The 23,074-nt window shown below is 67.4% G+C and carries 10 protein-coding genes and 3 rRNA genes; 4 read left to right on the forward strand and 9 right to left on the reverse strand.

All coding sequences use genetic code 11. The features are described 5' to 3' along the window. The first annotated feature begins 9 nt into the window (after nucleotides 1–9). Nucleotides 10–771, forward strand: a complete 762-nt coding sequence (locus OG975_RS22685; protein ID WP_406331178.1) for a CDP-alcohol phosphatidyltransferase family protein — start codon at nucleotides 10–12, stop codon at nucleotides 769–771. A gap of 83 nt (nucleotides 772–854) precedes the next feature. Here the strand turns inward: OG975_RS22685 and OG975_RS22690 are convergent, their stop codons facing one another. The 5 genes from OG975_RS22690 to OG975_RS22710 all read right to left on the reverse strand — a co-directional run bounded on the left by OG975_RS22690 (nucleotide 855) and on the right by OG975_RS22710 (nucleotide 9,920). Continuing rightward, entirely contained in the window at nucleotides 855–3,356 is a 2,502-nt protein-coding gene (locus OG975_RS22690) for a beta-propeller fold lactonase family protein (RefSeq protein ID WP_406331179.1), read from the reverse strand. Between the two features lie 171 nt (nucleotides 3,357–3,527). Next, nucleotides 3,528–3,644: ribosomal RNA gene (gene rrf / locus OG975_RS22695) — 5S ribosomal RNA — on the reverse strand. 86 nt (nucleotides 3,645–3,730) lie between these two features. Next, nucleotides 3,731–6,853 (reverse strand): 23S ribosomal RNA (locus tag OG975_RS22700). Nucleotides 6,854–7,168: 315 nt separating this feature from the next. Further along, nucleotides 7,169–8,694: ribosomal RNA gene (locus tag OG975_RS22705) — 16S ribosomal RNA — on the reverse strand. The 16S, 23S and 5S rRNA genes sit together here, the layout of an rRNA operon. A gap of 677 nt (nucleotides 8,695–9,371) precedes the next feature. Beyond that, nucleotides 9,372–9,920 carry a MarR family winged helix-turn-helix transcriptional regulator gene (locus OG975_RS22710; RefSeq protein ID WP_406331180.1) on the reverse strand — a complete coding sequence of 183 codons (549 nt, stop codon included), beginning with the start codon at nucleotides 9,918–9,920 and terminating at the stop codon, nucleotides 9,372–9,374. A 145-nt stretch (nucleotides 9,921–10,065) separates the two neighbouring features. On the opposite strand from OG975_RS22710, the gene OG975_RS22715 reads away from it, so the two are divergent. Further along, nucleotides 10,066–11,340 carry an MFS transporter gene (locus OG975_RS22715; RefSeq protein WP_406331181.1) on the forward strand — a complete coding sequence of 425 codons (1,275 nt, stop codon included), beginning with the start codon at nucleotides 10,066–10,068 and terminating at the stop codon, nucleotides 11,338–11,340. Nucleotides 11,341–11,412: 72 nt separating this feature from the next. Here the strand turns inward: OG975_RS22715 and OG975_RS22720 are convergent, their stop codons facing one another. The 3 genes from OG975_RS22720 to OG975_RS22730 all read right to left on the reverse strand — a co-directional run bounded on the left by OG975_RS22720 (nucleotide 11,413) and on the right by OG975_RS22730 (nucleotide 15,752). After that, nucleotides 11,413–12,228, reverse strand: a complete 816-nt coding sequence (locus OG975_RS22720) for a class I SAM-dependent methyltransferase (protein WP_406331182.1) — start codon at nucleotides 12,226–12,228, stop codon at nucleotides 11,413–11,415. A 356-nt stretch (nucleotides 12,229–12,584) separates the two neighbouring features. Continuing rightward, nucleotides 12,585–14,240 carry a SpoIIE family protein phosphatase gene (locus tag OG975_RS22725; RefSeq protein WP_406331183.1) on the reverse strand — a complete coding sequence of 552 codons (1,656 nt, stop codon included), beginning with the start codon at nucleotides 14,238–14,240 and terminating at the stop codon, nucleotides 12,585–12,587. Between the two features lie 132 nt (nucleotides 14,241–14,372). Beyond that, entirely contained in the window at nucleotides 14,373–15,752 is a 1,380-nt protein-coding gene (locus OG975_RS22730) for an NAD(P)/FAD-dependent oxidoreductase (protein WP_406336405.1), read from the reverse strand. A 375-nt stretch (nucleotides 15,753–16,127) separates the two neighbouring features. Here OG975_RS22730 and OG975_RS22735 point away from each other — a divergent pair, with 375 nt between their 5' ends. Together OG975_RS22735 and OG975_RS22740 are read left to right on the forward strand one after the other, a co-directional pair. Continuing rightward, a complete protein-coding gene (locus OG975_RS22735) occupies nucleotides 16,128–16,907 on the forward strand; it encodes a TetR/AcrR family transcriptional regulator (RefSeq protein ID WP_406331184.1) in 780 nt (259 codons plus the stop codon). Between the two features lie 347 nt (nucleotides 16,908–17,254). Beyond that, nucleotides 17,255–19,204 carry a sigma-70 family RNA polymerase sigma factor gene (locus OG975_RS22740; protein WP_406331185.1) on the forward strand — a complete coding sequence of 650 codons (1,950 nt, stop codon included), beginning with the start codon at nucleotides 17,255–17,257 and terminating at the stop codon, nucleotides 19,202–19,204. Nucleotides 19,205–19,325: 121 nt separating this feature from the next. On the opposite strand, the gene OG975_RS22745 is transcribed toward OG975_RS22740, so the two are convergent. Beyond that, nucleotides 19,326–23,042, reverse strand: a complete 3,717-nt coding sequence (locus OG975_RS22745; RefSeq protein ID WP_406331186.1) for a BTAD domain-containing putative transcriptional regulator — start codon at nucleotides 23,040–23,042, stop codon at nucleotides 19,326–19,328. Nucleotides 23,043–23,074 lie beyond the last annotated feature (32 nt).

Here is a 23,074-nt window from a genome sequence, read left to right on the forward strand (position 1 = left end):
GAAAGCCGCATGACCAAGGTCCAACTAGAGGAACTCCGCGAGGTCATCCACCCTGCGGGCAAGCTGGAGAGCAGGGCGGAGCACTGGGCCGGCCGCCTCTACATGCGTGCGCTCTCCCTGCGGGTGACCCGCTTGATGCTGGGCACGCGCTTCTCACCGAACCAGATCACGACGGTGATGGTCTTCGCGGGCGTGCTCTCCGGGGTGGCCCTGGTCATCCCCGGCCTGGGCGGCGCCGTACTCTCCGTCGTCTTCATGCAGCTGTACCTGCTGCTGGACTGCGTGGACGGCGAAATGGCCCGCTGGCGGCGCCAGTTCAGCCCCCTCGGTGTCTACCTGGACCGTCTCGGCGCCTACCTCGCCGACGCCGCCGTCATGGTCGGCATGGGCGTCCGCGCCGCCGAACTCGGCCTGGACCCCTACCTGGTGGCCGGACTGGCGGCGGCCATCGGTGTGCTGCTCCTGAAGTCGTCCTCCGACCTGGTCCACGTGGCCCGCTCGGACAGCGGCATGGAGAAGGCCACCGACCAGTCCGTGGTGCCGCGCTCCAGCGGCCTCGCCCGGGTCCGCAGCCTCGCCTCGGCCGTCGGCCTCCACCGCCTGGTCAACGGCATCGAGTGCACCATCCTGCTGCTCGTGACGGCCGTCGTCGACCTGGCGCTCGGCGACCTGACGGCGACGAAGATCGCGACCGTAGCCGTGACGGCGATCGTCTGGCTGCTCGTCCCCGCGCACATCGTCTCGATCGTCGCGTCCTCCCGCCTGAAGTAACCGCACTCCCGCAAGCCCCCGCTCCCGGAGGGAAGCGGGGGCTCGCGTACGTCCCTCAGTGATCGTCACTAAATGGTCGACACTCAGTCGTCGTCATCCAGTTCCGCGGCCTGGTCATTGGGCACAGCCCCGTACAGATCATGCCGAGGCGCCGGCATCACGGACTCGGCTCCCCGCACGCTCTTCCAGATCGCCTCGTTGAAGGTCCGCTCGTCGATCTGGTCCTCCTTGGTGAGGTCCTGTTTCGCGGACACCTTCGCCATGGGCGAGTTGACCGTGTTCACAGCCGCCAGATCGGTCGACGGCTTCACAGCGTCGTACGCCTCGACACGCGGCCGCGCCGTGAACGAGTTCACCATCGGCGTCGCGTACGCGTCGAACTGCGTCATCGGCGACAGCCCGAGCAGCAGCTCGATCGTCCGCACCATCGAGGCGGTGCTGTAGAAGGTCGAGTCGACCCGCCCGGTCTGCGTATACGGGCTGATGACCTGCGAGATCGTCCGATGCGCGTCCACATGGTCAGGCCCGTTCTGCGCGTCGTCCTCGGTCACGAAGATCGCCGTCGACTTCCAGAACTTGGAGTGCGAGACCTCGTCGACCAGTTGCCCGAGCGCCCAGTCGTTGTCGGCGACGTACGCCTGCGGGGTCGGCATGCCGGCCTTGGTCCCGGAGGTATGGTCGTTCGGCAGCCGCACCATCTCGAAGGCGGGCAGCTCCCCGCTCGCCTCGTACCCCTGGAACTCCTTCTTCCACTCCTCGATCCGCGGGCTCCCACAGGTCGTACCGCGCGCGGGGAAGGTGTTCGCCGAGTCGGGGCAACTGAGGTTGTACGGCCCGAAGTCGTGGTCGGTCCCGGCGTTCAGCACCGGATCCTGGGCCGCGCCCTTCCCCGCCGCGTCCGCGTTCACGTAGAACCCGTAGTTGCGGAAGCCGACGCCCTTGTCCGCGAGCCGCTGCCAGATGTACGCGTGCTCGGGATCCTTGTTGGGCGCGATGGCCGGGTCACCGTTCTCGGACGGATACGAGTGGTTGCGCCCGGAGTAGTTGGCGGGCCATCCCTGTTCGCTGTACGGGTTGGAGTTGGCGGCCACGGTCCAGTTCCACCCCTGCGCGCTCACCTCGGCGTCCGCGTAGAAGTTGTCCAGCGTCACGAACCGCTGCTCCAGCGCACGGGCGTTGGGCGCGGAGTCGTCCCCGAACAGGTTGAGCGAGGCGTCCCCGTTGCCCTGGCCCAGCGATCCGAACTCCTGGTCGTACGTCCGGTTCTCCTTCACCACGTAAATGACGTGCTTGATCGGCGACTTCTCCCCGACCCGTCGCGGCACGACCGCCCCGGTCGCCCGCGGACTGTCCTTCTGCTCGAACCCGTTGTTGGCGACGACGGTCCGCGTCCACCGTCTCAACTGCTTCGCCCCGCCGTCCAGTTGGACGGTCGACAGGGTCCCCTTCATCATCGACCCGGAGTACTGGTCGGGCGAAGTCGCCGCAGTGGACGTCGGGTTGGGATACCCGGGCCCGTTGTTCGGCCCCGCTCCCAGCCCCTTGGCATTGGTGACATACAACTTCCCGTCATACGCGATGACGGCCGTCGGATACCAGGCGGTCGGGATCAGCCCGTCCGTCTTCCCATCCTTCAGGTCTACGACAGCGATGTCGTTGTTCCCCGAGTTGGCGACGTAGAGCCGCCGCCCGTCCTCGGAAAGCGCGAGCGCGTCGGGATTACTGCCCACGGGAGCGTGCCGGTACGGCGCGAGCCCGATGGTCCGCGTGACCTTGCGCGTCGTGGCATCGATGACGCTGACCTGGTCACTGTCCCCATTGGCGACGTAGAGGGTGTCCCCCTCGGCGTCGGCGACCACGGCATTGGGATGCGTCCCCACCTCGATGGAGTCGCTCTGCACGGGAGCCGCCCCACTGACATCCAGCACACTGACGGTGTTGCCGCCCTGGTTGGTGACATACGCGGTGTTCCCGCCATCAGCGAGGACGACGGCGTACGGGTCGTGCCCCACGGGCGTGGTCGCCATCGAACCGTCGCCGAGATTTACAACGGTCACAGCGTCCGCCAGCCGGTCGGCCACGACGAGCCGCTTCCCGTCGGGCGTCACGGCGATCCCGGCCGGATACATGTTCACGGCCTGCCCGTCGGGGTTCTTCGTGGGCAGCTTGACGGGGTCCTTCTCCGTCAGCCGCCCGTCCGCCACGTCATACGTGTGGATGATCTCGCGCCCGCCCCCACTGACGTAAGCGCGCTTGCCGTCGGGACTGAAGGCGAGCCCGGTGAAAATCGCCGCTGGGCTCTTGTACGAGATGGTCTGCACGACCTCCGAGTCCTCGGGGTCGACCACCTGCAAGGACTGGGTGCCCTGACCGGCGTTGCTCACCAGGAGCATGCTCTTGTCGGGCGACAGCACCGCGTTGAGCGGGAGGTTCCCGAGCTGGGCCTGTTGGCCGGCGGGGGTGACTTTGTAGCCGACGGGGGTGATGGCCGTTCCATCGTCCTTCGGACCTGCGGAGCCCTGCCCACCCGCGGCCGCGAGCGCGACGGCAGCCCCGGTGGCGAGAACGGCGGTACCTGCCAGCACAGTGACAACTCGACGTCTGTTTCTGCGTCTCAGGACCATGAGTCACGACGGTGACGCGAGGGCGTGACGGGAGAGAGGACTGTTGTTGACGTGGACATGACCGCACGGTGAACGCGAAAAAGCCCCAACTCTAGGTGTATACCCAAGAGTTGAGGCTTCTTCTCAAAATTTGTTCGGCGGCGTCCTACTCTCCCACAGGGTCCCCCCTGCAGTACCATCGGCGCTGTGAGGCTTAGCTTCCGGGTTCGGAATGTAACCGGGCGTTTCCCTCACGCTATGACCACCGAAACACTATGAAACTGTCAACCGGAGCCGTGGCATAGCTACGACGGTTGTTCGTGGTTTCAGAACCAACACAGTGGACGCGAGCAACTGAGGACAAGCCCTCGGCCTATTAGTACCAGTCACCTCCACCCGTTACCGGGCTTCCAGATCTGGCCTATCAACCCAGTCGTCTACTGGGAGCCTTACCCTCTCAAGGAGGTGGGAATACTCATCTCGAAGCAGGCTTCCCGCTTAGATGCTTTCAGCGGTTATCCCTCCCGAACGTAGCCAACCAGCCATGCCCTTGGCAGGACAACTGGCACACCAGAGGTTCGTCCGTCCCGGTCCTCTCGTACTAGGGACAGCCCTTCTCAATATTCCTACGCGCACAGCGGATAGGGACCGAACTGTCTCACGACGTTCTAAACCCAGCTCGCGTACCGCTTTAATGGGCGAACAGCCCAACCCTTGGGACCGACTCCAGCCCCAGGATGCGACGAGCCGACATCGAGGTGCCAAACCATCCCGTCGATATGGACTCTTGGGGAAGATCAGCCTGTTATCCCCGGGGTACCTTTTATCCGTTGAGCGACGGCGCTTCCACAAGCCACCGCCGGATCACTAGTCCCGACTTTCGTCCCTGCTCGACCCGTCGGTCTCACAGTCAAGCTCCCTTGTGCACTTACACTCAACACCTGATTACCAACCAGGCTGAGGGAACCTTTGGGCGCCTCCGTTACTCTTTAGGAGGCAACCGCCCCAGTTAAACTACCCATCAGACACTGTCCCTGATCCGGATCACGGACCCAGGTTAGACATCCAGCACGACCAGACTGGTATTTCAACGACGACTCCACAAACACTGGCGTGCCTGCTTCAAAGTCTCCCAGCTATCCTACACAAGCCGAACCGAACACCAATATCAAACTGTAGTAAAGGTCCCGGGGTCTTTCCGTCCTGCTGCGCGAAACGAGCATCTTTACTCGTAGTGCAATTTCACCGGGCCTATGGTTGAGACAGTCGAGAAGTCGTTACGCCATTCGTGCAGGTCGGAACTTACCCGACAAGGAATTTCGCTACCTTAGGATGGTTATAGTTACCACCGCCGTTTACTGGCGCTTAAGTTCTCAGCTTCGCCACCCCGAAGAGTGACTAACCGGTCCCCTTAACGTTCCAGCACCGGGCAGGCGTCAGTCCGTATACATCGCCTTACGGCTTCGCACGGACCTGTGTTTTTAGTAAACAGTCGCTTCTCGCTGGTCTCTGCGGCCACCCCCAGCTCATGAAGTAAATTCAATCACCGGTGATGGCCCCCCTTCTCCCGAAGTTACGGGGGCATTTTGCCGAGTTCCTTAACCATAGTTCACCCGAACGCCTCGGTATTCTCTACCTGACCACCTGAGTCGGTTTAGGGTACGGGCCGCCATGAAACTCGCTAGAGGCTTTTCTCGACAGCATAGGATCATCCACTTCACCACAATCGGCTCGGCATCAGGTCTCAGCCTTAATGTGCGACGGATTTGCCTATCGCACGGCCTACACCCTTACCCCGGGACAACCACCGCCCGGGATGGACTACCTTCCTGCGTCACCCCATCACTCACCTACTGCAGGTCTGGTCCGTCGGCTCCACCACTCCCCTTTGCCCGAAGGCTCCGGGGCGGCTTCACGGACTTAGCATCGCCTGGTTCAATGTTTGACGCTTCACAGCGGGTACCGGAATATCAACCGGTTATCCATCGACTACGCCTGTCGGCCTCGCCTTAGGTCCCGACTTACCCTGGGCAGATCAGCTTGACCCAGGAACCCTTAGTCAATCGGCGCACACGTTTCTCACGTGTGTATCGCTACTCATGCCTGCATTCTCACTCGTGAACCGTCCACCACTGCCTTCCGGCGCGGCTTCACCCGGCACACGACGCTCCCCTACCCATCACAGCGGGCGTTGGCCCTATTGCTGCAATGACACGACTTCGGCGGTACGCTTGAGCCCCGCTACATTGTCGGCGCGGAATCACTAGACCAGTGAGCTATTACGCACTCTTTCAAGGGTGGCTGCTTCTAAGCCAACCTCCTGGTTGTCTCTGCGACTCCACATCCTTTCCCACTTAGCGTACGCTTAGGGGCCTTAGTCGATGCTCTGGGCTGTTTCCCTCTCGACCATGGAGCTTATCCCCCACAGTCTCACTGCCGCGCTCTCACTTACCGGCATTCGGAGTTTGGCTAAGGTCAGTAACCCGGTAGGGCCCATCGCCTATCCAGTGCTCTACCTCCGGCAAGAAACACACGACGCTGCACCTAAATGCATTTCGGGGAGAACCAGCTATCACGGAGTTTGATTGGCCTTTCACCCCTAACCACAGGTCATCCCCCAGGTTTTCAACCCTGGTGGGTTCGGTCCTCCACGACCTCTTACAGCCGCTTCAACCTGCCCATGGCTAGATCACTCCGCTTCGGGTCTTGAGCGCGCTACTGAATCGCCCTATTCGGACTCGCTTTCGCTACGGCTTCCCCACACGGGTTAACCTCGCAACACACCGCAAACTCGCAGGCTCATTCTTCAAAAGGCACGCAGTCACGAGAGTGCATGCAAGCATGCACTCCGACGCTCCCACGGCTTGTAGGCACACGGTTTCAGGTACTATTTCACTCCGCTCCCGCGGTACTTTTCACCATTCCCTCACGGTACTATCCGCTATCGGTCACCAGGGAATATTTAGGCTTAGCGGGTGGTCCCGCCAGATTCACACGGGATTTCTCGGGCCCCGTGCTACTTGGGTGTCTCTCAAACGAGCCGTTGATGTTTCGACTACGGGGGTCTTACCCTCTACGCCGGACCTTTCGCATGTCCTTCGCCTACATCAACGGTTTCTGACTCGCCTCACAGCCGGCAGACTGTGAAAGAGAGATCCCACAACCCCACATGCGCAACCCCTGCCGGGTCTCACACGCATATGGTTTGGCCTCATCCAGTTTCGCTCGCCACTACTCCCGGAATCACGGTTGTTTTCTCTTCCTGCGGGTACTGAGATGTTTCACTTCCCCGCGTTCCCTCCACATACCCTATGTGTTCAGGTATGGGTGACAGCCCATGACGACTGCCGGGTTTCCCCATTCGGAAACCCCCGGATCAAAGCCTGGTTGACGGCTCCCCGGGGACTATCGTGGCCTCCCACGTCCTTCATCGGTTCCTGGTGCCAAGGCATCCACCGTGCGCCCTTAAAAACTTGGCCACAGATGCTCGCGTCCACTGTGCAGTTCTCAAACAACGACCAACCACCCATCACCCCCGGTTACCACCGGAGTTCACTGGGGCCGGCACTGAAGGCAGCCGTAATCGGCCGTACCTTCAGACACCCAACAGCGTGCCCGACACCCTCGCCACTCATGATCAGCTTTCCACGCCCCGAAGGACAGTACTCACAGCCCGAGATGACTGACGGTGCCGAATAATCAACGTTCCACCCATGAGCAACCACCGTCGGACGTGTGCCGACGTAATGGCCCTGGACCACCAAGCAAAGCTCGGCGGCCTAGATGCTCCTTAGAAAGGAGGTGATCCAGCCGCACCTTCCGGTACGGCTACCTTGTTACGACTTCGTCCCAATCGCCAGTCCCACCTTCGACAGCTCCCTCCCACAAGGGGTTGGGCCACCGGCTTCGGGTGTTACCGACTTTCGTGACGTGACGGGCGGTGTGTACAAGGCCCGGGAACGTATTCACCGCAGCAATGCTGATCTGCGATTACTAGCAACTCCGACTTCATGGGGTCGAGTTGCAGACCCCAATCCGAACTGAGACAGGCTTTTTGAGATTCGCTCCGCCTCGCGGCTTCGCAGCTCTTTGTACCTGCCATTGTAGCACGTGTGCAGCCCAAGACATAAGGGGCATGATGACTTGACGTCGTCCCCACCTTCCTCCGAGTTGACCCCGGCAGTCTCCTGTGAGTCCCCATCACCCCGAAGGGCATGCTGGCAACACAGAACAAGGGTTGCGCTCGTTGCGGGACTTAACCCAACATCTCACGACACGAGCTGACGACAGCCATGCACCACCTGTACACCGACCACAAGGGGGCGACCATCTCTGGCCGTTTCCGGTGTATGTCAAGCCTTGGTAAGGTTCTTCGCGTTGCGTCGAATTAAGCCACATGCTCCGCTGCTTGTGCGGGCCCCCGTCAATTCCTTTGAGTTTTAGCCTTGCGGCCGTACTCCCCAGGCGGGGAACTTAATGCGTTAGCTGCGGCACCGACGACGTGGAATGTCGCCAACACCTAGTTCCCACCGTTTACGGCGTGGACTACCAGGGTATCTAATCCTGTTCGCTCCCCACGCTTTCGCTCCTCAGCGTCAGTAATGGCCCAGAGATCCGCCTTCGCCACCGGTGTTCCTCCTGATATCTGCGCATTTCACCGCTACACCAGGAATTCCGATCTCCCCTACCACACTCTAGCTAGCCCGTATCGAATGCAGACCCGGGGTTAAGCCCCGGGCTTTCACACCCGACGTGACAAGCCGCCTACGAGCTCTTTACGCCCAATAATTCCGGACAACGCTTGCGCCCTACGTATTACCGCGGCTGCTGGCACGTAGTTAGCCGGCGCTTCTTCTGCAGGTACCGTCACTTTCGCTTCTTCCCTGCTGAAAGAGGTTTACAACCCGAAGGCCGTCATCCCTCACGCGGCGTCGCTGCATCAGGCTTTCGCCCATTGTGCAATATTCCCCACTGCTGCCTCCCGTAGGAGTCTGGGCCGTGTCTCAGTCCCAGTGTGGCCGGTCGCCCTCTCAGGCCGGCTACCCGTCGTCGCCTTGGTGAGCCACTACCTCACCAACAAGCTGATAGGCCGCGGGCTCATCCTTCACCGCCGGAGCTTTTAACCCCCACCCATGCGGGCAGAAGTATTATCCGGTATTAGACCCCGTTTCCAGGGCTTGTCCCAGAGTGAAGGGCAGATTGCCCACGTGTTACTCACCCGTTCGCCACTAATCCACCCCGAAGGGCTTCATCGTTCGACTTGCATGTGTTAAGCACGCCGCCAGCGTTCGTCCTGAGCCAGGATCAAACTCTCCGTGAATGTTTACCCGTAATCGGGTGGACACCACGAGAGCGGAACCAAGGAGAGGAATAATCCCCTCGGTTCACAGCGTCCTCGCTGTGCGCCTACCGAACATCGTCCGGCAGGACTTTTTCAAAGGAACCTCGTCCCAGCCGATCGGCCGGAGACGGGGTATCAACATATCTGGCGTTGATTTTTGGCACGCTGTTGAGTTCTCAAGGAACGGACGCTTCCTTTGTACTCACCCTCTCGGGCTTTCCTCCGGGCGCTTCCCTTCGGTCTTGCTTTGTTTTTGTTTCGTTCTTGCGTTTCCGACTCTATCAGATCGTTTCCGGTCCGATTTTCCTCGGTGCTTTCCAGGTTTCCGCTTCCGCGTTTCCCTTTCCGGCGTTTCCGACTCTATCAGATCCTTTCGGGCCTGATTCCCAGTCAGCGGGGCTTGTCTTCGCGGCTGTTGGGCCGTTCCGACGTCCCAAACTTTAGCGGATCCTCCCGGCAGTTCCTAATCGGGCCGCCGTGTCCGAATCGAATTGAATTCGGGCACGCCGAATTCGCCCCGGTCCGGGAGATCGTGCTGGTGGTTTGGGTGCCGCATCAGCGGCGGAGGTGCTACCGAAGAACCGTTACGGCTCCGTGGCAACTCGAAGAACCTTACGGACCGGGCGGGACGATGTCAACCGCCGCTGTCAAGATCTTTAATCGAGGTCGCTGAGCCGGCCGCCCGCGTCCGGCTGGGCGTGCTCCACGCGTCGTAGAAGACGGGTCAGAGCCTCACCCAGGACGCCGCGCTCCTCGGTGGACAGGTCCTGGAGCAGGTCCTCCTCGAAGACCGAGGCGAGGCGCATCGCCTCAAGCCACTTCTCGCGCCCCTCGTCCGTCAGCTCCACGATGACGCGTACACGATTGGACTCGTCGCGCTCCCGGGTGACCAGCCCCTCCGAGACCATCCGGTCGATGCGGTGGGTCATCGCGGCCGGGGTGAGGCCCAGCCGCTTGGCGAGCTCGCTCGGGCCCAGGCGGTACGGGGCGCCGGCGAGGACGAGGGCCTTGAGGACCTCCCACTCGGCGCTGCTGATCCCGAGTGCGGCGGTCTGGCGGCCGTAGGCGACGTTCATGCGCCGGTTGAGGCGGGAGAGGGCCGAGACGATCTTCTCGACCTGGGGGTCGAGGTCCTGGAACTCGCGCTGGTAGGCGGCGATCTGTTCTTCGAGTGTCGGCTCACTGACGCCGGGGGTGTCGCCCATGACCGCAGTATCGCACGCCATCACTTGGCCTTGAAGTCCTTCAAGGTGTACTGTTCAAGTTCTAACTTTAGCTTCGAAGTCTTCAGGCCTGCATCCATGTGCCCTGAAGGCTTCACGACCAAGGCAGGTGAAAGTGACCAGGGCGATGGGCGCAGCGATGCGCCGGATCCACGTGGGCAACGCACTCAGCGCGTTCGGGCTCGGCTTTACCGTCCCCTTCCTCTACGTCTACGTGGCGCAGGTTCGGGGACTCGGCTCCATGACGGCGGGCATCGTGCTCGCCGTCTTCGCCGTGGCCGCTCTTGTCGTGCTGCCGTTCGCCGGGCGGGCCATCGTCCGGCGCGGCCCGCTGCCGGTGCTGCTAGCCGCCCTGGTCACCGCCGCCTTGGGAGCTCTGAGCCTCGGGCTCGCGAACAGCGCCACGACCGTGCTGCTGTCAGCGGCCGCGCTCGGTGCCGGGCAGGCCGTGATGCAGCCGGCGCTCGCGACGATGATCGTGGACTGCTCCTCGGCGGACACGCGGTCGCGCGCCTTCGCGATGCAGTTCTTCCTGCAGAACCTCGGGTTCGGTGTCGGTGGTCTGATCGGCGGCCACATCGTCGACACCTCGCGGCCGGGGTCGTTCACCCTGCTGTTCTCGATCGAGGCGGCGATGTTCCTGCTGCTCGTCGTGATCATGTCGACCGTACGGATGCCGCACGCGCCGCGGATCAAGGGTGACGCGCCGCAGGCCAAGGGCGGCAGCTGGAAGCAGCTGCTCGACAACCGGGCCATGGTGCAGCTGTCCATGTTGGGCTTCGTGCTGTTCTTCGCCTGCTACGGACAGTTCGAGTCGGGGCTCTCCGCGTACGGCGTCGAGGCGGCCGGGATCTCCACGTCCGCGCTCGGTACGGCGATGGCCGCGAACACCGCGGTCATCGTGATCGCGCAGTTCGCCGTGCTCAGGTTCGTCGAGCGCAGGAAGCGGTGCCGGGTGATCGGCGCGGTCGGTCTGATCTGGGCGGTCGCGTGGCTCGCGGCCGGGTACGCGGGCCTCGGCCACGGCAGCCAGACCATGGCCACGGCGGCCTTCATCTCGACGTACGCGCTCTTCGGACTCGGCGAGGCGATGCTGTCGCCCACCATCGCACCGCTGGTCGCCGATCTGGCGCCGTCGGGCATGGCCGGTCAGTACAACTCGGCTTTCGCCCTGGTGAAGCAGCTCGCGCTGGCGATCGGTCCCGCGGTGGGCGGCCCGATGGGGGCGTCGCTGCACGGCCCGTACATCGTGACGTTCCTTCTCTTCTCGCTCGGCATCACGTTCCTGGCCGTGCGGCTCGGTCGGCAGCTCACCCCCGTGCAGAACCAGCCGTCGCTCGCGAAGAGCCGGGTGGTCGCGCAGGGCGGGACGCCGGCGGAGCCGGTCCCGGCGAGCGCCTGACGGACGACGGACCGGCAGACGTACGACGGCCGCCACCACGTTTTCGGACGTGGTGGCGGCCGCTTTTGTCTCTCAGCGGACCCCCGTCACCAGGTTGGCCGTAAAGGGGAGCGTCGCGCTGCCGTCGGGGGCGGTGCGGTCCGCGAGGTGTTCATGGACCGCTCGGCCCGCGCGTACGAGGGCGTCGTCGCCTTCGTTGTCGACGATCGCCTGGCCCCAGGACGTCGACGAGAGCTGGCCGGGGGCGTACTCGGCCAGCGGCGGGAAGGCGATGCCGAAGCTGACCTCGCGGCAGGTGACGTCCTGGAAGCCGGCGGTGCGCAGGGCGGTGGTGAGGCGTTCGGCGGTGCCGGAGAAGGCGCCCTCGTAGTCCGCGGCGATCTCTGGGCCGCCGTACTCCTTGACGGCCTCGTACTGGGCCACGAAGTACGGGATCAGGTTTCTGGCGGCCCAGGTGGTGGCGGCGAAGCGGCCTCCTGGGCGGGTCACTCGGGCCGTCTCCGCGAAGGCGGCATCCAGGTCGGGGAAGAACTGGGCGCCCTGCTGGCACACGACCGCGTCGAAGATGGCGTCCTCGTAGGGGAGTTTGTCCGCGGGGGCCGCCGTGAACGCGATGTCCGGGTACATCCGGGGCGCGCGTTCCCTGGCCACCCTCACCATGCCGTCGTTGACGTCCGCGCCCGAGACGCGGCCTGCCGGGCCGACGCGGGCGGCTGCCGCGCGGGCCGCGAAGCCTGTGCCGCATGCCAGGTCCAGGACCGTGGCGCCGGGGAACAGGTCCACGGCGTCCAGCACCGCCTCCACGAAGGGCGCCATGAACGGCGCGGCGTACTGCTCGTAGCGCTCGGGAGCACTTCCTTTGAGCTGAAAACCCGTTTCGTCTGCCATGGGGGAGCTACTAGCACCGGGCGGACCAGACGGCTAGGTGACGCGCGGGCCTGTACGCACCGGGCTTCCTCGCCCCAGACCCCCCTCAAAGATTGCGCCGTTCCCCGCGCCCCTGAAAGTCGGCTGCGGGACGGTGGGGGCTGGTCGCGCAGTTCCCCGCGCCCCTAACGGCTCGGGGCTGCGCCCCTTCGCCCCCGGCCCGCCCCGGGTGCTTTCAGGGGCGCGGGGAACTGCGCGACCAGCCCCCACCCACCCGCAGCCAAAGAACCGGCATACGGGGTCTGGGGCGGAGCCCCAGGAACGGGATGGGACGGGTAGGGGCGGCGGGGGCGAAAACACGCCCCTGGCAGGCGCGCTCAGTGTTCCCCGCGCGGTAGCGCGAACTCGCACCACACCGCCTTGCCGCCCCCAGGGGTACGCCGCGACCCCCAGCCGGAGGCAATCGTGGCGACGATGGCGATCCCCCGGCCGGCCTCGTCGGCGGGATCGGCGCGGCGCCGACGGGGAAGGTGATCGTCGCCGTCCGTGACCTCGATGATGAGGCGCCGGTCGGTGCGCCGCAGCCGCAGCCGCATGGGCGGGGTGCCGTGTTGCAGCGAGTTGGCGACGAGCTCACTGGCGGCCAGGACCCCCAGGTCGTGCAGCTCGGCCGAAAAACGCCAGCTCGTCAGCACGCCGGAGGCGAACGCACGCGCGCGTGGCGCCGCCTCCACACCCCCGAGCAACTCCAGGGCGGCATTGCGGAAGAGCTCGCTGTCCGGCCCCGTACGCGCGGGGTGCTGAAGGACCAGGACCGCCACGTCGTCGTCATGGTCGGCCGTGACACCCGCCGAACGGACAAGGCGGTCGCAGACCACCTGGGGGCTGCCGGTGGCGCCTGCGAGGGCGCGCTCCAGGGAGGCGATGCCCTCGTCCAGGTCCTCGTCGCGGCGCTCGACCAGGCCGTCGGTGTAGAGGACGGCGGTGGAGCCGGGGCCCAGCGGCACCGAGCCCGAGGCGTGCAGCCAGCCGCCGGTGCCGAGCGGCGGCCCGGTGGGCTCGTCGGCGCGGTGGACGGTGCCGCTCTCGTCGCGGACCAGGATGGGGAGGTGGCCCGCCGAGGCGTACACCAGCCGCCCCTCGTTGGGGTCGTGGACGGCGTACACGCACGTGGCGATCTGGTTGGCGTCGATCTCGGTGGCGAGGCCGTCGAGAAGTTGCAGGACCTCGTGGGGAGGAAGGTCGAGGCGGGCGTAGGCACGTACGGCCGTACGGAGCTGGCCCATGACCGCCGCGGCGCGCACCCCGCGGCCCATGACGTCGCCGATGACGAGCGCCGTACGGCCGCCGCCGAGGGTGATCACGTCGTACCAGTCGCCGCCGACCGCGGCCTCCGTGCCGCCGGGCTGGTAGGTGGCCGCGATGCGCAGGTCGTCGGGCTCCTCCAACTCCTGGGGGAGGAGGGAGCGCTGGAGAGTGACGGCCGTTTCGCGCTGGCGGCGCTCGCTGGCGCGCAGCCGCTCGGCGGCCTCGGCGTGGTCGGTGACGTCGGTGGCGAAGATCAGTACGCCGCCGCCCTGGCCCTCGGGGGAGGTGTCGACCGGTGTGCAGGTGAAGGTGTACGAGCGGCCGCTCTTCACCTTGCGGGACTTGACCGTGCGGGGCTTCGCGCTGCGCAGTACCTGGTCGAGGAGCGGCAGCAGGCCGAGCTCGTCCAGCTCGGGCAGCGCCTCGTGCGCGGGCTCGCCGACGGGGCGTACGCCGAAGGCCGCCGTGTAGGCGTCGTTGACGTACGCGAGGCGGTGCTCGGGGCCGTGCACGAGGGCGACGAGCGCGGGGACGCGGTCGAGGACCTCGCGCACCGGCAGCTCGTCGACGGCGAGCGCGGGCGGAGTGTCGTCGGTCAGCTGCTCGGCGCGGGCCGCGGGCACGGAGCCTTCCCCTCGTCGGTCCGGGGAGACCGTGTGCTCGGTCCGCGCTGCGGCGCGGCGCTGCGTTCCGGGGAGCCGGGCGCTCCAGCGCGTGAAGTTCACAGTGGGGAAAGCCTCGTGGGATAGAAGGGCGAGCGGTGGGCCCGCCCAAAGTCGTGGACCAGTCTGGCAGTCTGGCCGACCGGGCCGACATCCGTCAGACGCCGGCCCGACCGGTGGAGTTCCTGGGTCCGGTCAGGACGACCCCTTCGGGTCGAGCTTCGGGTCGAGAGGAGGCTTTCCACCGGCCGCGAGTTCGAACTCCGCTCGGGGGTGTTCGAGCGAACCGAGGGACACGATCTCCCTCTTGAAGAGCCCCGCCAGGGTCCATTCGGCAAGCACGCGAGCCTTGCGGTTGAAAGTCGGCACCCTGCTCAGGTGGTAGACGCGGTGCATGAACCAGGCAGGATAGCCCTTCAGCTTGCGCCCGTAGACGTGCGCGACGCCTTTGTGCAGCCCCAGGGACGCCACCGAACCGACGTACTTGTGGGAGTACGTCTCCAGCGCCTCGTCCCGCAGGGAGTGCGCGATGTTGTCGCCGAGGACCCTGGCCTGACGCACGGCGTGCTGGGCGTTGGGCGCGGTCTCCTTGTCGGGCTCGGCGGCGGTGACGTCGGGGACGGCGGCGGCGTCTCCCGCGGCCCACGCGTGCGTGACGCCGTCGACGGTCAGCTGGGGAGTGCACTGGAGGCGGCCGCGCTCATTGAGGGGGAGATCGGTCGCGGCGAGGATCGGGTGCGGTTTCACTCCGGCGGTCCACACGACCGTACGCGTCGGGAAGCGCGCGCCGTCACTGAGGACGGCGACCCGGTCAGCGCACGAGTCGAGGCGGGTCTCCAGGCGTACGTCGATGTTGCGACGGCGCAGCTGGGTGACCGTGTACTTGCCCATCTCCTCGCCGACCTCGGGGAGGATGCGGTTCGAGGCCTCGACGAGGATCCACTTCATGTCCTCGGGCCGGACGTTGTGGTAGTAGCGCGCGGCATAGCGGGCCATGTCCTCCAGCTCGCCGAGCGCCTCGACGCCGGCGTAACCGCCTCCTACGAAGACGTAGGTCAGGGCCGCGTCGCGGATCGCGGGGTCTCGGGTGGAGGAGGCGATGTCCATCTGCTCGATGACGTGGTTGCGCAGGCCGATGGCCTCCTCGACCGTCTTGAAGCCGATGGCGTAGTCGGCGAGACCGGGGACCGGGAGGGCGCGTGAGATCGAGCCGGGGGCGAGCACGAGTTCGTCGTACGTGATCTGCACCGGACCCGCGCCCTCCTCCTCGGTGGCGAGCGTGGTGAGCGTCGCGGTGCGCTTGGCGTGGTCGATCGACTGGACCTCGCCGATGACGATCCGGCACTGGTCGAGGACCCGGCGCAGCGGGACGACGACATGGCGGGGCGAGATCGAGCCCGCGGCGGCCTCGGGAAGGAACGGCTGATAGGTCATGTACGGCTCGGGTGAGACGACCGTGATCTCGACCTCGCCCCGTTTCAGTTCGGGCTTCAACTTCCTCTGCAGGCGCAGAGCGGTGTACATCCCGACGTAGCCGCCGCCGACAATGAGAATGCGCGCGCGTTCCTTCACCATCCCATGACGCACCCAGCTCTTGCGTTTGTCCACAGGCCCGACAATTTGTGTGACCGGCCGCCGACAACGCGCAGGGTTGGCCGATTTGCCGGAGTCCGCGGAAGATGCGCAGGTCAGCGGGGGTGAGCAGGGTACGCGGAGGGGGCGCAATCGGGACGTAACCGTCCCGTACTCCGATCGGGGGGCGCTCCGTGCGGAACCTGCCCCTTCTGAATTGACCCCCTCTCAACTATGTTCGTGTGTCGACGGGGTGTAGGGGGATGCGCTCGACGAGTCCGCAGGGCGGGCTCGTGCTCACAAGCTTGTTCCGCACGCTCCGGCTGCCAATGGCGGGGAGAGTCTCCGGGGGGAGACGTCATTACCGGGGGAACGCTTATGCACATTCAGGATTCTCATTGGGCTTCCGCGTCTGCCATCGCGTCCGGTGGCACGGTCGGCGCGGCGGCGAGCGGCAATGGCCGCGGTCCGGGTGAAGGATCGCGTACGGCGCCGCTGCGTGTGGACGCACAGCGCAATCTGGAGCACGTACTGCGCGCGGCGCGCGAGGTCTTCGGCGAGCTGGGGTACGGCGCGCCGATGGAGGACGTGGCGCGGCGCGCGAGGGTCGGTGTCGGCACGGTGTACCGGCGCTTCCCGAGCAAGGACGTCCTGGTCCGCCGGATAGCCGAGGAGGAGACCTCCCGGCTGACCGACCAGGCACGCGCGGCGCTCGGCCAGGAGGACGAGCCGTGGTCGGCGCTCTCGCGCTTCCTGCGTACGTCGGTGGCCTCGGGTGCCGGGCGGCTGCTGCCGCCGCAGGTGCTGCGGGTCGGCGTCGCGGAGGACGGGGCCGAGGCGGACGAGGCGCGGGTGCCGCAGCAGCGGTCCGGGCTCACTCCCGAGCTGCGGCTCGTCGAACAGCGGCCGGTGCCCGAGGAGGAGTCGGCGGTCGTGGCGGCGGACGACGCCGGTGCGGCGGCACTGCTCGAGGTGGTCGGCCGGCTGGTGGACCGGGCGCGCGCGGCGGGCGAGCTGCGGGCGGACGTCACCGTGGCAGATGTCCTGCTGGTCATCGCGACGGCGGCACCCTCGCTGCCGGACGCCGCCCAGCAGGCCGCGGCCTCGTCCCGGCTTCTCGACATCCTGCTGGAGGGGCTGCGCTCACGTCCGGCGTGAGCGTCCTTTGAGTACCGGGCCTTCCCGTGAGAACCGGGCCTTCCGTGAGTACCGGGCCTTCCTGGGCGCGGGTGCTGCGCCACTCGCGCCGGGTCTGCACCACTCGCGTACCGGGTACGGCGGGCAGCGGAGCCCGCGACAGCGCGCCCCGGACATTTCAGGCGTAACGGCAACTCCCGTCCGCGAGCCGTTCGTTGACTATTCCCCAAACGAGTGACCACTAGTGCGGTCGTGTGGCAAGTCCCCACGGACGAGTGGTTGGTCCGTACTGGGGAGCCGCGCCCCTGAAGCGTGTGGCACTCTTTCCCGGTATTCGGGTCCGAGTGTGCAGGCGGGGGCTTTCCGCGATGAGCGTTGACGGGCGGGACGAGTCACTCGGTGACGGTGGCGCGGAGACCGGCGGGCCGCCCTCACAGCAGGTGCCGAGCCAGGGTGGCCCCTCGACGGGCCGCGCGGCGCCTTCGGGCGACAGTGGCCCGGAACCCAGCGTTCCCGCGCAGCGCGACCGCTTCGACCGGCGCGACGGCGGCGTCCTGCCGCCCCCGGTCGATCTGTCCCCGGCCGATCTGTCCCCGGTCGGACTGGCCCCGTCCGACGCCGATCTGATCGAGCGGATGCGCGCGGGTGACGACACGGCGTACGAGGCGCTGTACCGGCGCCACGCGGACGCCGTGCGCCGCTACGCCCGCACCTGCTGCCGGGACGCGCACACCGCCGACGACCTCACCGCTGAGGTGTTCGCCCGCATGCTCCAGGCCGTACGCGGCGGCAGCGGGCCCGAGCATGCCGTACGCGCGTATCTGCTGACCACGGTCCGCCGTGTCGCCGCGAACTGGACGAAGTCGGCGAAGCGCGAGCAACTGGTCGACGACTTCGCGGTGTTCGCCACGCAGGCCGCCCGCGGCTCCGAGGTGTCCGACGACGACACATTGGACCTCGGCGCCGACGTGCGCGCGATGCACGAGGCCGAGCAGTCCATGGCCATGCAGGCCTTCCGCTCACTGCCGGATCGCTGGCAGGCCGTGCTGTGGCACACCGAGGTCGAGGACGAGTCGCCGAGCGAGGTCGCCACGCTCTTCGGACTCGACGCCAACGGCACGCGCGTGCTCGCCAGCCGCGCCCGAGAGGGCCTCAAGCAGGCCTACCTCCAGGCGCATGTGAGCGCCACGCTCAGCATGGACGAGGAGTGCGCGCGCTACGCCGACCGGCTCGGCGCCTACGCCCGCGGCGGGCTGCGCACCCGCGCCGAACGCGGGCTGCGCAAGCACCTGGAGGAGTGCGCCAAGTGCCGACTGGCCGCGGGCCAGATCAAGGAAGTCGCCAGCGGGATCCCGGCGGTCGTGCCGGTCGCGGTCATCGGCTGGTTCGGCGCCGCCGGCTACGCGAAGGCCGTCGCCCTCATCGCCGGTGGCGCCGGCGCGGGTGCGGCCGGAGCCGCGGGCGCGGCAGCCGCGGCGAGTGGCGGCTCGGGCGGGGCGAGCGCGGGTGGCGGCGCAGCGGCCTCGGAAGGAATCGGCGCGCCGGTCAAGGCCGGTATCGCGGCGGGTGTCGTCGCGGTGGCTGCGGCGGCGGTGGCGCTCGCCCTGGTCGGCAACGACAGCCCCGCCAAGAAGCCCGAGGCCAAACCAGCCACCTCACCCGCCGTCGAGGCGCCACTGCCGTCGCCGAAGCCCCCGAAGAAGACGCCTGCGCCGAAGCCACCGGTCGTGGTCGCCCCCACCCCGACTCCCACGCCGACGCCTTCCCCGACACCCAAGCCCACCCCGAAGCCCACACCCAAGCCGTCGCCAACCCCCACCCCGACAAAGGCGAAGCCGAAGCCCACGCCCAAGCCGACCCCGACCCCGACGCCCCCTCCCGCACCGGTCGTCTACCAGTGGAGCGAGCTGGAGTACGGCGTCAACGGCGACCACATCAAGCCCGAGATGCGGCTCGGCGAGAGCAGCTGGGTGTGGCAGCGCGACGGGGTGTCGATCGCGAACACGATGTACGCGCACGGGGTGACCGTCCACGGCCAGTCCTCCGTCACCATCGACCTCAACCGCAGCTGCTCCTCGTACGACGCGATGGTCGGCGTCGACGACCTGACGATGGGCCTCGGCAAGGCGCGCTTCTCCGTGTACGCCGACGGGTCACAGCTGTGGAAGTCGCCGCTGATCGAGGGCGGTGACCAGGCGATCCCCGTCCATGTGAACCTCACCGGCCACAAGACGATCCGCCTCGCCGTCGAACCCCACTCACCGTTCGACTCGGCGGCGCTGGCGGACTGGGCGGAGTCGAAGTTCCTGTGCCAGTGAGCGGGCACGGCTCTGAGGCGCGTGAGCGGATGCGGCTCCGGTGCGCGTGAGGGCGTGCGGCTCCGATGACGGGAAACACACGGGCACTTGTGCCTGAGCGAGGTGAGGTGAGCCCGAGCGGCTAGTCGGCGGTGGGGTGCTCATTCAGCGCCTCGGCCAGGTCCCGCAGCGCGTCGTCCGTGGTGAAGTCCGAACCCTTGGCCCGCTCGGACTCGTAGCGGACAGGTCCGAGGGCCGCGAGCGCGGCTGCCTCCGTACGCTCGGCTTGGACGCGCTCGCGCGGGGGACGCGGATGGCCGCCGCGCCAGCGGGCACCGGCGGCGAGCAGACGGATCGCGTGCGGGAAGTCGCCCAGCTCGGCCAGGAGGCCCGCCCCGACATCGAGGAAGCCCGCCTTCACCACATCGGCGCACCACGAGTCCACCGCCTGCCGCAGGGCGTCGAACAGCTTCCGCAGACCGCGCTCCGGACCGGACTCGGCGGTTGTGACGAGCGCGTCCACCCAGTTCAGTGCCGCCACGAACTGCGGAGGCGGGGTTCCTTGGAAGCCATCCTCTCGCGCCTGCTCACACAGTTCGCGCGCGAAGGCGACCTCGCCGTCGTCCAACGCCACCTGGGCCCGCAGCAGACGGATGAACGCCCGGGAATCCGTCACCCCGTACCGCTCGGCCGCCGCACTCGCCTCGTCCAGAGCGGTCAGCGCCCGGGACCGCTCGCCCGCGCGATAGGCGATCTCGGCCAGCCGCGCCATGAGGAACGGCGTCTCGGCATACGCGCCCACCTCGAAGGCGAGCCGCAGCGCCTCCTCGTACTCCCCCTTCGCCTCGTCGAACAGGCTGCGCGCCATCGCCGCCTCACCGGCCGCGCTGCACACCTGGGCCCGCATCCAGCGGTCCCCCACCCTGCGGCTGAGCACCCGCAGCTCCGCCAGGTCGTCGTCCACGCCGTCCATACCGCCCGGGGCGTCGACGACCATGTGCGTACGGAACATCAGGGTGACGCCGATCTCCCACTCGCCCCCGTACGCACGGCAGTTGGCGACCGCCGCGTCCATGACGGGCCGCAGATCGTCCGCGCCGCCCAGGAAGTAGGAGGCCATCGGCCAGATCAGTCCCGGCATCCGGGCCGCGTCCGGGCCGCCCTTCTCGAAGACGGCCCGCACCCGCTGGATGTACTCCCGCATCGGCCCGTCCACCCGCCCGTCCAGCGAGCCGACGTCCATCTTCATGAACAGGTGGAACAGCCGCAGCCGCATCCGCATCCCGCGCAACGGGTGCTCATCGCGCTCGGGGGCGTCGAGGAAGACCGCCACGGGGTCGACGGCGTCCAGCTCGGCGAGGAGGGCGTCACCGGAGACGGGCCGAGACCCGACGGGCAGCGCGCCCTCTCCAGGCTCTCCAGGCTCTCCAGGACCTGCGCCCGTGTCTTTCCGGGCACCCATGGTCGTGCCGGTCCGGGTACCCATGCTCGCGCCCGTCCCAGAGCCCGTTCTCGTGCCCGGCCGACTGCCCACAGCGGCGCCAGTCCCAGGGCTCACGGCCTGCGGCCTCCCTGGGGCAGGCGGGGCACCGGGCCCGGTCGCGTCGAGCATCGCGCCCAGCCGCAGCACGAGGTCCGTCCATTCCGTGCCCTCGCGGCGGAAGTTGCGCAGCCACCAGAACCAGCCCATGGCGAGGACCATGGCACCGCCCTCCTCCTCGTCACCGGCGACGATCGCGCGGAAGAGGGCAGCCCTGATGTTGTCGAGCTCGGTCTCCAGCCGCCGGATCCACGGGAGTTGCTCGGCGGAACGCAACAGCGGCTCGGCCTCCTCGACCAGCGAGCGCACCCATGCGCGATGCCGCCGCTCGGCCGCGATGCGCAGTTCGGGGACCTCGGCGGCGCGCTCGGTGGCGTACTCGTGGATGGTCTCCAGCATGCGATAGCGCATGCCGCCAAGCCGAACGCCATCTACGTGGCCATCTCCATGGCTATCTCCATAGACGCCTCCCTCCCCACCCTCGTCTCCCTCTCCGTCATACGGGGTGGCGACGATCAGGGACTTGTCGACGAGCGCCCCGACGAGATCGGCCGCGGGCCCGGTGCACACGGCCTCCGCGGCCGCCAGGTCCCAGCCGCCCGCGAACACGGACGCCTCGCGCAGCACGGTCCGCTCCCGCTCGTCGAGCAGGTCCCAGGACCAGTCGACGACGGCGCGCAGGGTCTGCTGGCGGGGCAGCACCGTGCGGCTCCCGGAGGTGAGCAGCCGGAAGCGGTCGTCGAGCCGGTCGGCGATCTGACGAGGGGTGAGCAGCCGCAGCCGGGCGGCGGCCAGCTCGATGGCCAGGGGCAGACCGTCGAGGCGCCGGCAGATCTCGTCCACGGCCGCCGAGTCGTGGAACGCGACGTCGGCGTCGGGACGCACGGCCGACGCCCGCTCCATGAAGAGGCGGCGCGCGGGATCGGGCGGCAGGGGCTCGACAGGGCGCACCAACTCGCCGGGCACGCCCAGGGGTTCACGACTGGTGGCGAGGATCGTGAGCCCCGGGCAGTGCGTCAGCAGAGTCTCGGCGAGCTCGGCCGCCGCGCCGATGACATGTTCGCAATTGTCAAGGATCAAGAGCTGGCTGCGCGGGGCGCAGTACTCGACGAGCAGGGCGACCGGGTCGTCCTGCGGGACCGCCATCTCGTTGGTGATCAGCACGGTTTCGCGCAGACCGAGGGCACTGACCACGGCACCCGGGACCGCCTCGGGCCGGTCGAGCGGGGCCAGCTCGACCAGCCACGCCTGCGGAAGCCCGGCGGCGGCTTCCTCGGCGAGGCGGGTCTTTCCCGAACCACCTGGTCCGGTCAGGGTGACCAGGCGTGCCCTCTGAACATCCGAACGGATGGCTCCGAGTTCGGGTTCCCGCCCGACGAATGAGTTCAGACGGGGACGAATGTTCCCGCTCCGCGGGGGCCGGAAGAGATCGCCCGACTCGACGGAACCGGCGGGCGCCGCCCCGCCGGCACGGACTTGGGGGCGAGCCGTGTCCCCTGCCCGAGCCCCGTTCCCGTTCCCGTTCCCCTGCCAGTACCCATGCCCCTGCCCGTACTCCTGCCCCTGCCCCTGCTCGCGCCCCTGCTCCGGTTGCGGATTCTGTTGCGGGTCCAGCAACTCCGCGTGCAGCGCGCGCAGTTCCCGCCCGGGATCCGCTCCCAGACCGTCCATCAGCCCGCGGCGCACCCCCTCGTACGCAGCCAAGGCATCCGCGCCTCGGCCGGCGTCGCGCAGGGCGCGGATGAGCAGGACGTGCAGCGCCTCGTCGTATGGGTGAGCCGCCGTCAGTTCCTTCAACTCCGGTACGACGTCGGAGGCGCGGCCGAGCCGCAGGTCCGCGTCGACGCGGGCTCGCTTCGCCTCCAGGCGGAGGGCCTCCGGGCGGGTCGCGGCGGTGCGGTCGGGGAGGTCGGCGAGGGCGGGGCCGTGCCACAGGGCGAGGGCCTCGCGGAGGCGGTCGGCGGCGGTTGTGGCGTCACCTTGGTCGAGTGCGGCCTTACCCTGCGCCACCAGTCGCTCGAAGACGAACAGGTCCACGTCGTCCTTGGTGGCCCGCAGGCGGTAGCCGCCCGCCTCGGAGGTGACCGTGTCCTTGCCGATGGCTCGGCGGAGGCGGCCGACCAGTGCCTGTAGGGCTGCGGGGGCGTCCTGTGGGGGATCGTCCGCCCACACCTCGTCGATCAGGGTGTCCGGGGTGGTGGTGTGTTCGGGGCGCTGGGCCAGGGCCGTGAGCAGCGCGCGTACGCGGGGGCCGCCCACGGTTATCTGGGCGCCCCGGTCGTCCTCCACCTGGGTGACCCCCAGAATCCTGTACCGCACCCACCCATTCTCACCGTCCCCGCAACCCGCGG

This window comes from Streptomyces sp. NBC_00203, from assembly GCF_045206325.1.
GTDB lineage: Bacteria > Actinomycetota > Actinomycetes > Streptomycetales > Streptomycetaceae > Streptomyces > Streptomyces lutosisoli.